This window comes from Streptomyces sp. ISL-36 (assembly GCF_018614205.1).
Lineage (GTDB): Bacteria > Actinomycetota > Actinomycetes > Streptomycetales > Streptomycetaceae > Streptomyces.
In genome coordinates, this window is sequence record NZ_JAGGOS010000045.1 from 1 (window position 1) to 12,735 (window position 12,735).

A 12,735-nucleotide genomic window follows, 5' to 3' on the forward strand; every position below is an offset into this window, starting at 1 on the left:
CCCCAAGGACGACCGCAGACCCCTGCCCGAACCTGCCCGCCGCCGTCTCGACCAGCTCCTGGCGGGCCGCACCGCCCCCGCCCCGGCCGGGGGGCGCCGCGGGGCCGCGCCCGACCTCGCCGAACTGCTCCCCCAGTGGCTCGCCGCCGCCAACGACCACGGTTACAGAGCGCCCGCGTCGGCGCTGCCCGCCCTGCTCGACGCCGCCCGCGCCCGCACCGACCTGCGGCCGCAGGCACTCACCCTGGCCGGTCCGCGCGGGCTGTGGCTGGCCCGGCTCAACCCGGACTGGCGGTTCGCCCTGCGCGGCGCGGGAGGCAGCGCCGCGCTCCCCGACGTCCGGGACGGCGACGCGGTCCGCGCGCTGTGGGAGGAGGGCCTGTTCGCCGAGCGGGTCGCGCTGCTCGCCTCCGTACGGGCCGAGGAACCGGCGGCCGCCCTGGCGCTGCTCGGCTCCACCTGGACGGCGGAGCGGGCCGAGGACCGGCTGATGTTCCTGGACTCCCTGCGGGCCGGGCTCTCCGGCGCGGACGAGGAGTTCCTGGAGGCGGCCCTGTCCGACCGCAGCCGCAACGTCCGCTCCACGGCCGCCGGGTTGCTCTCCGCGCTGCCCGATTCGGCACTCGCGGGCCGGATGGCGGGGCGCGCCTTGTCCTGCGTCTCCCTGGACCGTACGGAAGGGGGCGCGACGATCGTCGTCGAGGCGCCGCACGAGTGCGATGCGGGGATGCAGCGGGACGGTCTGACACCCACCCCGCCGACCGGCCGCGGCGAGCGGTCCTGGTGGCTGGGCCAGGTTGTCGAGTCCGCGCCGCTCTCCTGCTGGCCGGCCCGGTTCGGCGGACGGACGCCGGAGGAGATCGTCGCGCTCGCGGTCGCCGACGACTGGCAGGGCGAGCTGCACGCGGCCTGGTGCCGTGCCGCCGTACGGCAGCGGGACGCCGCCTGGTCCCGGGCGCTGCTCGGGGCCCCCTCGGCCCCACCCGCGGCAGGTCCGGGCACCTCGTCCCTCGCGGAACGGGCGAAGCTGCTCTCGACGCTCCCCGAGGAGGAGCGGGCCCGGTGGGTCGCCTCGTTCATAGGGGCCCACGGCCTGTCGGAGGCCTTTCAGCTCCTGGGCGTCTGCGCGGTGCCCTGGGCTCAGCCGCTGGGAGGCGCCGTGATCGACGCCCTGGACATCGCGCGGGACGCCGGCAGCTACCCCTGGAGCTTCAGCGGGGTGATGGGCCTCGCGGAACGCTGCCTGTCCCCCGACGCGGCCGACCAGCTGGAGGCCCTGACCGCCCTCCCGGCAGAACCGGAGGACGCCTCGCCGGGCGCCGGAGGCTACTGGTCGGAGGCCTTCCAGCGTCTGGTGTCGACGCTCCGCCTACGGGCGTCGATACGCGCGGAGCTGGCGGGGTGAGCCCCGCCCCCGGCCCCGCCCCGCCTCGCGCCCGGTCGACTACGCCGCCACGCGGACGTTCGCGTTCACCCAGTCGACGATCGACGCCGTCGTCGCGCCCGGGGTGAAGATCTCGGCCACACCCTTCTCCTTCAGCGGCGCGATGTCCGCGTCGGGGATGATGCCGCCGCCGAAGACCTTGATGTCCTCGGCGTCGCGCTCCTTCAGGAGCTCCAGGACCTTCACGAAGAGCGTGTTGTGAGCGCCCGAGAGGATCGACAGACCGATCGCGTCGGCGTCCTCCTGGATCGCCGTGTCCACGATCTGCTCCGGCGTCTGGTGCAGCCCCGTGTAGATGACCTCCATGCCGGCGTCGCGCAGTGCCCGCGCGATCACCTTGGCCCCGCGATCGTGGCCGTCGAGACCCGGCTTGGCCACCACCACGCGGATCGGACCGGTCACACCCATCACTGCCTCCACATGCGACCCCCGCGCCTGTTTGCCGGGGAGGTGAACGAACGTTATCGCCAGCATCCCGCAAGCAGCCGTTTCGCGGTGGGCAGGGAGGGGGAAATCACACAGAGGGACATGTTCGCTCTGCGCCGCACCCTCCAGGGCCCTGGTTCCGGGCCCGTCAGTCGCGATCGGGTCGTGCGCAAGGGAGCCGCGACGGGGTCGTCGCATCTCCGCACCGTCAGCCGCACGGTACGGGGGTTCGGCACACCGGATGCCGTTCGGCGCCCGCGTGCCGTTCGGGAGGCGCCGATGGGGCTCACCAGGCTCACCAAGGTCACCACCTCGCTGAAGGCCAACGCCCTGGAGCTGGCGATCCTCACCGGCCATCTGCTCCTCTACCCCTCCGGCATCGTCTCCGAGCGCCCCGTCGCCGCACCGGCCTCCGGCACCGGCCCCGGCCCCGGGCGCCCGGTCGTTCTCCTCCACGGCTTCGTCGACAACCGCTCGGTCTTCGTCCTGCTGCGCCGCTCCCTCGCCCGGCACGGCCGTCACCACATCGAGTCGTTCAACTACTCTCCGCTCACCTGCGACCTGCGCACCGCCGCGGACCTCCTCGGCCGCTATGTGGAGGAGCTCTGCGTCCGCACCGGACACCCCCAGGTGGACATCGTCGGTCACAGCCTCGGCGGCCTCATCGCCCGGTATTACGTACAGCGTCGAGGCGGTGACGCACGGGTGCGCACGCTCGTCATGCTCGGCACCCCGCACGCCGGCACCACCGCCGTTCCCTGGGCGGGCGCCCACCCGCTGGTCCGCCAGATGCGCCCCGGCTCCGAGGTGCTGCGGGAGCTGGCCGAACCCGCGCCGCGCTGCCGGACCCGCTGCGTCAGCTTCTGGAGCGATCTCGACCAGGTGATGGTGCCGGTGGAGACCGCCCGGCTCGACCACCCCGACCTGCTGGTGCACAACGTCCGGGTGAGCGGGATCGGCCATCTCGCCCTGCCGGTTCATCCGACCGTCGCCGCCGGGATCCGGCAGGCGCTCGACTCCGAGGAGCCGGACGCCGCTGGGGACGCCGGGCCCGGAGCCGCCTCCGTCGCGTGAGGACCCGGCACCCGGCACTCGACACCGGCACCGGCGCGCGACACCCGGCACCGGCATTCGGCACCGGCGCCATCGAGACCGACACCGGCGTGCGAACGTCTGACGGCCCGCCAGAACGTGCCTGTTCTTCGAACGTTCCTCGAACACAGAGCCAAAGCTCTTCCCCTCGGCCGCCGAAACACGGCCGATTGCCCGTTTCCTGCGGACCCAAAACCCTCCGAAGATTGTCGCTTGCGTATACCGCCGGGTACAGTCGCGCCACTGCTTAACCCCGGGACACCCTTCGTCGGGTCCGCCCCGGGCTGGTCCTGCCGCCGAGGCGAGAGAGAAGTTGGTGAACGACCAGCACCCCCACGCCGGGTACGTCGGAGACGACGCCCACAGCACCGGCAGCTTCGCCACGGACCCGCTCTTCGGTGTCCTTCCCGGCCAGTACGAGGCAGGTCACAGCGGGCAGTACGACACCACCCAGTGGAACGGCAGCCACCAGTGGGACGCCGGCTCGTACGACACCTACGTCGCCCAGCAGCCGATGACGCAGCAGTACGACGCCACGCGGTACGACAGCGCGGCGTACGACGCCACCGGCCAGTGGGACGCCACCGCCTGGAACGAGGCGCAGCAGACCGGGACGTACGAGGCCGCGCACCTCACCTCGTACGACACCACGGGTCAGTGGACGACCCCCACGGTCGAGACCGGTACGTACGACGCCACCGCCTGGAACTACGCCGCGCCGGAGCAGGACCTCCTGGTCGCCGAGCCCGTCGTTCCGCACCAGTACACCCCCGCGCACGAGTTCGCACCCCAACCGCAGACCGCGCAGCACGAACAGCACGCGCAGCACGAACAGCACGACCTCGTGGAGCACACCGCGCAGTTCGATGCCCTCGCCGCGGACGCCTACACGGCTGACAGCTACACCTCCGACGAGTACAGCTCGGACGAGTACACCTACGCGTACGACCACGAGGCCCCCGCGGAGTCCGAGGAGTCCGAGGAGTCGGCCGTCGAGCTGGTCGCGGAGTCCGCGGCCGCCCCCGCCGCCCGCCCCGTGCGCCGCTCCTCCGGTGGCAGCCGCGGCCGGCGCCGTACGCCCGCCAAGCGCTCGGCGCTCCTGACCGTCGCCGTCCCGTCCGCCTGCGTCATGGGGGTCGCCGGGATCGCCGCGGCCTCGGTCGGCGGACTCGCCGACGCGGGCGCGGAGACGAAGGACGACACGATGGCGCTCGCCGCCGCCGACCCGTCCTCGGTCAAGCCGATCGCCGCGAACAACAGCCTGGACACCCAGCTCGACGCGCTCGACGCCGATGCCCGCGACTTCGGCGACCGCGCGAGCCGTACCCAGGAGCGCATCGACCTCAAGCTGCGTCAGGAGGCGGAGCGGAAGAAGCGCGAGGAGGAGGCGGCCCGCAAGGAGGCGCTTCGTCCGAAGTTCGTCCTGCCGGTGAAGCTGCACCAGCTCAGCGCGCGCTACGGCCAGGCCGGCGTCAACTGGATGTCCCTGCACACGGGTATCGACTTCCCGGTGCAGTACGGCACCAAGGTGATGGCCGCGACCGACGGCACGGTCCGCACCCAGTGGAACAGCGCCTACGGCAACATGGCGATCGTGACCGCCGCGGACGGCACCGAGACCTGGTACTGCCACCTCAGCAGCACCAAGATCCGCTCCGGCAAGGTCAAGGCCGGTGACGTCATCGCGTACTCCGGCAATTCAGGCAACTCCACCGGCCCGCACCTCCACTTCGAGGTCCGGCCGAACGGCGGGATGGCCATCGACCCGCTGCCGTGGCTGCGCAGCCACGGTCTCGACCCGACCGGCTGAGACCGGCCACCGATCGAGCACCGAGAGACGGGCACCGAGCACCTCGGAGCAGAACCGAACAACCAGAACTCACCACGAAGGGCCCCGGCTTCGGCCGGGGCCCTCGTCGTCAGAGCTTCTCGACCGGGGCGTACCGCAGCAGGAGCCGCTTCGGCTTCTCGTCGCCGAAGTCGATCGTCGCCTGCGCGTCGGCGCCCACACCCGTCACCTGCATCACCGTGCCGAGGCCGAACTGGTCGTGGGTGACCCGGTCGCCGACCGTCAGGCTGATCACCGGCTTGTCGCCGGCGCGGCGGGTGGCGAAGCCCGAGGGGCCCGAGCGCGCCCGCGAGGCGGAGAGCGAGGAGGTGATCCCGGAGGTCGGTCCGGCCGGCTTGGCCAGGGGGCCGGTCCGCTTCCACTCCAGATACGTCGCCGGGATCTCCTCGAGGAAGCGAGAGGCCGGGTTGTACGAGGGCTGGCCCCAGGCGCTGCGCATCGAGGAGCGGGTCAGGTAGAGCCGCTCGCGGGCGCGCGTGATGCCCACGTACGCCAGGCGCCGCTCCTCCTCCAGCTCCTTGGCCTGGCCGAGCGCGCGCATGTGCGGGAAGACGCCGTCCTCCATGCCGGTCAGGAAGACCACCGGGAATTCGAGGCCCTTGGCGGTGTGCAGGGTCATCAGCGTGATGACTCCGGACCCCTCCTCGTCCTCGTCGGGGATCTGGTCCGAGTCGGCGACGAGCGCGACCCGCTCCAGGAACTCGGCGAGCGTGCCCCCTTCCTCGCCTCGCTCCTGCTCGAACTCCAGGGCCACGGCGGCGAGCTCTTGGAGGTTCTCGATCCGGGTCTCGTCCTGCGGGTCGGTGGAGGCCTGCAGTTCGGCGAGGTAGCCGGTCCGCTCCAGCACGGCTTCGAGGACGACGGCCGGTCCTGCCCCGGAGTCGACTACGGTGCGCAGATCATCCATGAGCGCGTTGAAGCGCTTGACGGCGTTGGCGGAGCGGGCCGCCATGCCGTACGCCTCGTCGACCCGCTTCAGGGCCTGCGGGAAGGTGATCTTCTCGCGCAGGGAGAGGGCGTCGATCATCGCCTCCGCGCGCTCGCCGATGCCGCGCTTGGGGACGTTGAGGATGCGGCGCAGCGGGACGTTGTCCTCGGGGTTGGAGAGAACCCGCAGGTAGGCGAGGACGTCGCGGACCTCCTTGCGCTCGTAGAAGCGCACACCGCCGACGACCTTGTAGGGCAGGCCGACGCGGATGAAGATCTCTTCGAAGACACGGGACTGGGCGTTGGTCCGGTAGAAGACGGCGACGTCGCCTGCCTTCGCGTCGCCCGCGTCCGTGAGCCGGTCGATCTCGTCGGCGACGAACTGGGCCTCGTCGTGCTCGGTGTCCGCGACGTAGCCGGTGATCTGCGCGCCCGCGCCCGCGTTGGTCCACAGGTTCTTGGGGCGGCGGCTCTCGTTGCGCTCGATGACGGCGTTGGCGGCGGAGAGGATCGTCTGCGTGGAGCGGTAGTTCTGCTCCAGCAGGATCGTGGTCGCGTCCGGGTAGTCCTCCTCGAACTGGAGGATGTTGCGGATGGTCGCGCCGCGGAAGGCGTAGATCGACTGGTCCGCGTCACCCACGACGCAGAGCTCGGCCGGGCCCAGGTCCTCGTAGCCGGTGCCGACCAGCTCCCGTACGAGGGTGTACTGGGCGTGGTTGGTGTCCTGGTACTCGTCGACGAGAACGTGGCGGAAGCGGCGGCGGTAGTGCTCGGCGACGTCGGGGAACGCCTGGAGCAGGTGGACCGTCGTCATGATGATGTCGTCGAAGTCCAGGGCGTTGGCCTCGCGCAGCCGCGCCTGGTACATCCGGTACGCCTCGGCGAGCGTCTTCTCGAAGCCGTCGGCGGCCTGGTCGGCGAAGGTCTCCTCGTCGATCAGCTCGTTCTTCAGGTTCGAGATCTTGGCGCTGAAGGACTTCGGCGGGAACTTCTTCGGGTCGAGGTCCAGGTCGCGGCAGACCAGGGCCATGAGGCGCTTGGAGTCGGCGGCGTCGTAGATCGAGAACGAGGAGGTGAAGCCGAGCTTCTTCGACTCCCGGCGCAGGATGCGGACGCACGCGCTGTGGAAGGTCATGACCCACATCGCGTTGGCGCGCGGGCCGACGAGCTGCTCGACGCGCTCCTTCATCTCGCCGGCGGCCTTGTTGGTGAAGGTGATCGCGAGTATCTGGCCCGGGTGGACGTGCCGGGTGGCCAGGAGGTGGGCGATGCGGTGGGTCAGCACCCGGGTCTTGCCGGAGCCGGCGCCGGCGACGATGAGCAGCGGGGTGTCGGTGTGCACGACGGCGGCGCGCTGCTGCTCGTTCAGCCCCTCCAGGAGCGCGGCGGCGTCCACGACGGGGCGGTGCGCTCCGTCGCGGTAGTAGGCGTCCCGGGGCGCGGGCGCGTCGAACCGGCCCCCGAAGAGGTCGTGCGGGACCTCCTCCGCGGCCGGGGCACCGTGGTCGTGGTCCTCGGGCGGGGGCGGGGGCTCCTCCGAGGAGTGGTTCTGGAGGCTCGCCAGGAAGCTGTCGTCAAAGAGGCTGCTCATCGCTTAACGAGTCTAGGCCGCCGCACCGACAACCCACCCCCACCTCCCGAAGTGACCGAATTCTTACGGAGGGTGACCGTCCGCTTCAGGTCACGAAAATGTATCGGGCATATCGCACATCAGCCTTCACAGCCGCCCCACGGGTTGGCTAGCGTGCTCGCCCAAGCAGCCCGTCCCCTCCGGCGGCGAATCGCGTCGAGCGGGCGGCCCACGCCGAACTCGGCCCCGCCGCAAGGTGGTTGAGCCTTCATGCGTCGGCGGCCACGGAAGGAGATGCCGGTCTTGGCGTCCCATCGCAAGCCGCGCAGCACACGTCCGCACTCCCCCGCCGTCGGGGTCACGACGGCCGCCCTCGCCTCTGTGACGCTGCTCTCCACGCAGAGTGCCCACGCGGCGCCCGCCGCCCCGCCGAGGCCGACGGTCGAGGAGGTCCAGAAGAAGGTCGACGCCCTCTACCGCCAGGCCGGCACGGCGACGCAGGAGTACAACCGGGCCAAGGAGGCCACCGACGAGCAGCGGCGCAAGGTCGACCGGATTCTCGACGACGTGGCCCGGCGGACGGACGCCATCAACGAGTCCCGCCGCGCGCTCGGCTCGTACGCGGCGGCCCAGTACCGGGCCGGGGCGGTCGGACCGACCGCCGCGTTGATCTTCGCGGACAGCCCGCAGTCGTACTTCGACCAGACCCACCTCATGGACCGGCTCTCCGAGCGGCAGCGCGGCGCGGTCGCGGACTACGAGGGCAAGCGCCTCGCGGCGGCGAAGCAACGGGCGGAGGCGACGAAGAGCCTGGAGAGCCTGACCGACGCGCAGGCCACGCTGCGCACGAGCAAGCAGACCGTCCAGCGGAAGCTGGCGGAGGCGCGCACGCTGCTGGCCCGGCTGACGGCCGAGGAGAAGGCCCGGCTCGCGGAGCTGGAGCGCGAGCGGGAGGCCGAGGCGCGGCGCAAGGCGGAGGAGCGGGCGAAGGCGGAGGCTGCGCAGGCCGAGGCCGAGCGTCGCCGGCAGGAGGAGGAGGCCCGGCGCCAGCCGTCGGCCCCGCCCGTCACCCCGCCCACCGCCCCGCCGCAGACCGGCGGCTCGACGTATGCGGCGAAGGTGGAGAAGGCGCTCGCCTTCGCCCGGGCCCAGATCGGCAAGCCGTACGTGTGGGGGGCGACGGGCCCGAGCTCGTACGACTGCTCCGGGCTCACTCAGGCCGCCTGGAAGGCGGCGGGCGTCGACCTGCCCCGTACCACCTGGGACCAGGTGGAGGTGGGTACCCGGGTCGCGACGGCCGATCTGCTCCCGGGCGACCTCGTCTTCTTCTACGACGACATCAGCCACGTCGGTCTGTACATCGGCGGCGGGAAGATGATCCACGCGCCGAAGCCGGGCGCCGAGGTCCGCGAGGAGTCGATCTACTACATGCCGATCTACGGGAGCGTCCGCCCGACCTGACCCGCCCGGGGGGCTCAGGTCCAGAGCGTCGCGATGAAGATGTTCGCGACCGTCAGGCCGCCGACGGCACCGAAGAGACCCTTGTCGACCGCCTCCTCGTCCCGCTTCACGTACACGAGGGCGAGGATGACGACGAGGACGGCCAGCTTGATGCCGATCTTCACGTTGTTGACGGCCTGGTCGTCCGCCTGGTTGAGGCCGACCAGCGCGACACCCGTGATCAGCATCGTCAGCGCGCCGTGCAGCATCGCGGGGCTGAAGCGGGCCGTACCCGCGCCCATCGCCTTCATCTGGGTGAGGAACCCGCCGAGCAGGGAGCCGATACCGATGATGTGCAGGGCGACGAAGACATTGATGAGTACGTCCATGGGGCGGAGCCTAACCGGGCCATAGCACCGCTCTCCGGCCGGGTCCACCTCGTCCGGCGCATCGGTCAGGCCCCCGACGGAAAGCGGCACCCACCGGTCGCGGCGACCGGACACGATCGGTCCCGGACCACCAACTGGCGCCAATAGCGGTCAACTCCCCGCCTCCCCGTGACGCCCAGGTTTAGCGTCCTCCCTCAGGTGGCCGGCTCCCCACCACCGCCGGGTCCTCCGGCGGCTGTCGGCCACCCCCGCCGAGAAACCCGGCGGCGGGCCGTCTCCCCTGTGCGGTCCGCCGTCGGACCCGGCGGGCACCGACCCCTCAGGGAGAGGATGTGACCCGCCCTCGTGGCAGCGCACCGGAAGCCCAGGCAGTCCCCCCTCGGTGGCCAGGCGGTCAGGACCGCCGCCACGCTCGCCCTCGCCTCGGCGGCGACGGCGACCGTCTTCGAGGGCGCCGGGCACGCCGAGCCCCAGCTCACGCCCGCCCAGGTCAGGGCGAAGGTCGACCGGCTGTACCAGGAGGCCGAGGTGGCCACCGAGAAGTACAACGGGGCCAAGGAGAAGGCGGACGTGGCGCGGGGCGCCCTCGACCGGCTGCGCGACGAGGCCGCCCGCAGGACCGACCGGCTCAACGCCGGGCGCGCCGGGCTCGGTTCGGTCGCCACCGCGCAGTACCGTTCGGGCGGCCTCGACCCCGCCGTGCAGCTCGCCCTCACCTCCGACCCGGAGCAGTACCTGGAGCGGGCCGCGCTCGCCGAGAAGGCCGGGGAGCGCCAGGCGGTGGCCCTCGCCTCCGTACGGCGTGAGCTCACCGGGATCGGACAGCTGCGCGCCGAGTCCGCCCGGCGGCTCGCCGAGCTGCGCGGGCACGAGTCCGATCTGCGGCGGCAGAAGAGCGCCGTCCAGGGCAGGCTCGCCGAGGCGCGGGCGCTGCTGGCCCGGCTGACCGCCGAGGAGCGGGCGCGGTACGAAGCGGCCACGACGGGGTCGGGGCGGGGCGGTACCGGCGACGGTCGGGGTGGTGGGGCCGGGGGCAGGGCCGACCGGGCCTCCGAGCCGCGCGGGCCGGTCTCGGCGCCGAACGCCCGGGCCGCCGAGGCCCTCTCCTTCGCCCGGGCCCAGCTCGGCAAGCCGTACGTATGGGGGGCGACAGGCCCCTCGGCCTACGACTGCTCGGGCCTCACACAGGCCGCCTGGCGCGCGGCCGGGGTGTCGCTGCCCCGTACGACGTACACGCAGATCAACGCCGGGCGGCGCGTCCCGCGCTCCGAACTGGCCCCCGGCGACCTGGTGTTCTTCTACTCGGGCATCAGCCATGTCGGTCTCTACATCGGCGGCGGCCAGATGATCCACGCGCCCCGGCCGGGCGCGCCGGTACGGGTCGCACCGATCGACGAGATGCCGTTCGCGGGGGCGACCCGGGTGGGGTGACGCCCCCGGGCGGCCCTGGAGACGCGGGGCCCCGGAGGCGCGGGGCGCTGAGGGACGGGGCCCCGGAGGCACGGGGCCCCGAGGCGCGGGGTCAGACCAGACGGCGGGCGGTGGCCCAGCGGGTCAGCTCGTGCCGGTTGGACAGCTGCAGCTTCCTGAGCACCGCCGAGACGTGCGACTCGACCGTCTTCACCGAGATGTAGAGCTGCTTGGCGATCTCCTTGTACGCGTATCCACGGGCGATCAGCCGCAGCACCTCACGCTCCCGCTGGGTGAGGCGGTCCAGGTCCTCGTCGACCGGCGGCGCGTCGGTCGAGGCGAAGGCGTCCAGGACGAAGCCGGCCAGGCGGGGTGAGAACACCGCGTCGCCCTCCTGGACGCGGAAGACCGAGTCGACCAGGTCGGTGCCGGTGATGGTCTTGGTGACGTAGCCGCGGGCGCCGCCGCGGATCACGCCGATGACGTCCTCGGCCGCGTCCGAGACCGAGAGGGCCAGGAAACGGACCGGGTTCTCGGTCGCGGACATCAGGCCGGCGCAGCGGCGCAGCACCTCGACCCCGCCGCCACCGGGGAGGTGCACGTCGAGCAGGACGACCTCGGGCCGGGTGGCGGTGATGACCGTGACCGCCTGGTCGACGTCGGCGGCCTCGCCGACCACCGCGACGCCGGTGACCTCGGTCCGGCCGATCTCGGCCTGGACGCCCGTGCGGAACATCCGGTGGTCGTCGACGAGGACGACCCGTACCCGGCGCTCCGTGGTCCGCGCCCCCGTCGTCCCGGTCCCGGTCTCGTCGCTCATGCGTCCGCCCTCTCCATCTCAAGCTCCACTTCGGTGCCGCCGTCCGGCACGGACCGCAGCCGGGCCGAACCGCCGTTGCGCTGCATCCGGCCGATGATCGATTCTCGTACGCCCATGCGGTCGTCGGGCACGGAATCGAGGTCGAACCCGGGTCCCCGGTCCCGGACGGAGACGAAGACCGTACGTCCCTCGACCTCGGCGTAGACCTGCACCGCCCCTCCCTCGCCACCGTACTTGGCGGCGTTGACCATCGCCTCGCGTGCGGCCTGCATCTGCGCGACCAGTTTCTCGTCGAGCGGGCAGTCGCCCACGACGACGACCTCCAGCGGTACGCCGTGCTTGTCCTCGACCTCGGCGGCGGCCTTCTTCACCGCCTCGGCGAGGGTGTCGGGCTCCTCGCCCTCGTCCTTGCCGTTGCCCTCCGGCTTGTACAGCCAGTTCCGCAGCTCCCGCTCCTGCGCGCGGGCGAGACGGCGCACCTCGCCCGGCTCGTCCGCGTTGCGCTGGATCAGGGTGAGGGTGTGCAGGACGGAGTCGTGGACGTGGGCCGCGACCTCGGCGCGCTCCTGGGCGCGGATGCGCATGGTCCGCTCCTCGGAGAGGTCCTGCGACATCCGCACCAGCCAGGGCCCGGCGAGCAGGGCGATGCCGGTGAGGACCGCTATCGCGGCCGTGAGCGCCGTGCCCAACTGGGCGGCGGAGCCGCGTATCACCATGAAAACGGTCAGGCCGACGCCGACCAGCGCGACGCCCGCGAACCCGCGCGCGAGCTGGAGGGTACGCCGGCGTCTGCCGGTCTCGGTCCAGCTGGCCCGGCGGGCGTTGTCGGCCTGCCGCCAGACGAGAACGACACCGACACCGGTCAGCAGCGTCGGCCAGACGTAGCGGTCCGCCTGGTTCCCGAAGTCGATGTTGCCGACGAAGACGGCGGCGCCGAGCGCCAGGGCGATCAGCGCGAAGACCTGCCCCCGGTCGGGCTTGCGCAGCCGGCGCCGCCCGTCCGGGGTCGTCTCGAACACGGGGCGGGGCGCTGCCCGGCCGCCGATGCCGAGCGGCACGACGATCCAGAAGACCGCGTACAGCAGGGCGCCGAGTCCGTCCGCGAGCAGCAGGACCACGAACAGCGCGCGAACCCAGACGACCGGCACTCCGAGGTGTCCCGCGAGGCCGCGCGCGACACCGCCGAGCCACCGTCCGTCGGCGCTCCGGTAGAGCTTGCGCACGGGCGGTTCGTCGGTCTCGGCGACACGGGCGGCTGCTGGCATGCCCCGATCGTCACACGTTCGGCCGGGCCGGGACATCAGGGTCGGCCCTGAGATGGCCCCTAGGGCTTCCGCGGGCGGAGACCGGCGCGGAATATCAGGGTCG

General features: G+C 72.3%; 10 protein-coding genes. 5 read left to right on the plus strand and 5 right to left on the minus strand.

Going from position 1 to position 12,735, the window contains the following annotated elements; all coding sequences use genetic code 11:
• Window positions 1-1,405, plus strand: a 1,405-nt coding sequence (locus tag J7E93_RS11910) for a DUF5691 domain-containing protein (protein ID WP_215068281.1), incomplete at its 5' end; no start/stop codon positions are given.
• A gap of 39 nt (window positions 1,406-1,444) precedes the next feature.
• Here J7E93_RS11910 and J7E93_RS11915 read toward each other — a convergent pair.
• Window positions 1,445-1,852 carry a cobalamin B12-binding domain-containing protein gene (locus tag J7E93_RS11915; RefSeq protein WP_158989561.1) on the minus strand — a complete coding sequence of 136 codons (408 nt, stop codon included), beginning with the start codon at window positions 1,850-1,852 and terminating at the stop codon, window positions 1,445-1,447.
• A 297-nt stretch (window positions 1,853-2,149) separates the two neighbouring features.
• Here J7E93_RS11915 and J7E93_RS11920 point away from each other — a divergent pair, with 297 nt between their 5' ends.
• Window positions 2,150-2,944: an alpha/beta fold hydrolase gene (locus J7E93_RS11920; RefSeq protein WP_215068283.1), complete on the plus strand. Its 795-nt coding sequence runs from the start codon at window positions 2,150-2,152 to the stop codon at window positions 2,942-2,944.
• 334 nt (window positions 2,945-3,278) lie between these two features.
• Complete coding sequence (locus tag J7E93_RS11925; protein ID WP_215068285.1) at window positions 3,279-4,772, plus strand: M23 family metallopeptidase; 1,494 nt, start codon at window positions 3,279-3,281, stop codon at window positions 4,770-4,772.
• Window positions 4,773-4,881: 109 nt separating this feature from the next.
• Here J7E93_RS11925 and pcrA read toward each other — a convergent pair whose 3' ends face one another.
• Window positions 4,882-7,329, minus strand: coding sequence for a DNA helicase PcrA (pcrA, locus tag J7E93_RS11930; RefSeq protein WP_215068287.1), 2,448 nt, complete (start codon window positions 7,327-7,329; stop codon window positions 4,882-4,884).
• 273 nt (window positions 7,330-7,602) lie between these two features.
• On the opposite strand from pcrA, the gene J7E93_RS11935 reads away from it, so the two are divergent.
• Window positions 7,603-8,769, plus strand: a complete 1,167-nt coding sequence (locus J7E93_RS11935; RefSeq protein WP_215068289.1) for a C40 family peptidase — start codon at window positions 7,603-7,605, stop codon at window positions 8,767-8,769.
• 14 nt (window positions 8,770-8,783) lie between these two features.
• Here J7E93_RS11935 and J7E93_RS11940 read toward each other — a convergent pair whose 3' ends face one another.
• A complete protein-coding gene (locus J7E93_RS11940; RefSeq protein ID WP_215068291.1) occupies window positions 8,784-9,137 on the minus strand; it encodes a hypothetical protein in 354 nt (117 codons plus the stop codon).
• 345 nt (window positions 9,138-9,482) lie between these two features.
• Between J7E93_RS11940 and J7E93_RS11945 the strand changes: the two genes are divergently transcribed.
• Window positions 9,483-10,568, plus strand: coding sequence for a C40 family peptidase (locus J7E93_RS11945; protein ID WP_215068293.1), 1,086 nt, complete (start codon window positions 9,483-9,485; stop codon window positions 10,566-10,568).
• Window positions 10,569-10,659: 91 nt separating this feature from the next.
• On the opposite strand, the gene J7E93_RS11950 is transcribed toward J7E93_RS11945, so the two are convergent.
• Together J7E93_RS11950 and J7E93_RS11955 are read right to left on the minus strand one after the other, a co-directional pair.
• On the minus strand, window positions 10,660-11,367 hold the full coding sequence (locus J7E93_RS11950) for a response regulator transcription factor (RefSeq protein ID WP_215068295.1): 708 nt from the start codon (window positions 11,365-11,367) through the stop codon (window positions 10,660-10,662).
• Window positions 11,364-12,632, minus strand: coding sequence for an ATP-binding protein (locus J7E93_RS11955; protein ID WP_215068297.1), 1,269 nt, complete (start codon window positions 12,630-12,632; stop codon window positions 11,364-11,366). Before J7E93_RS11955 ends, J7E93_RS11950 begins: the two co-directional genes overlap by 4 nt.
• Window positions 12,633-12,735 lie beyond the last annotated feature (103 nt).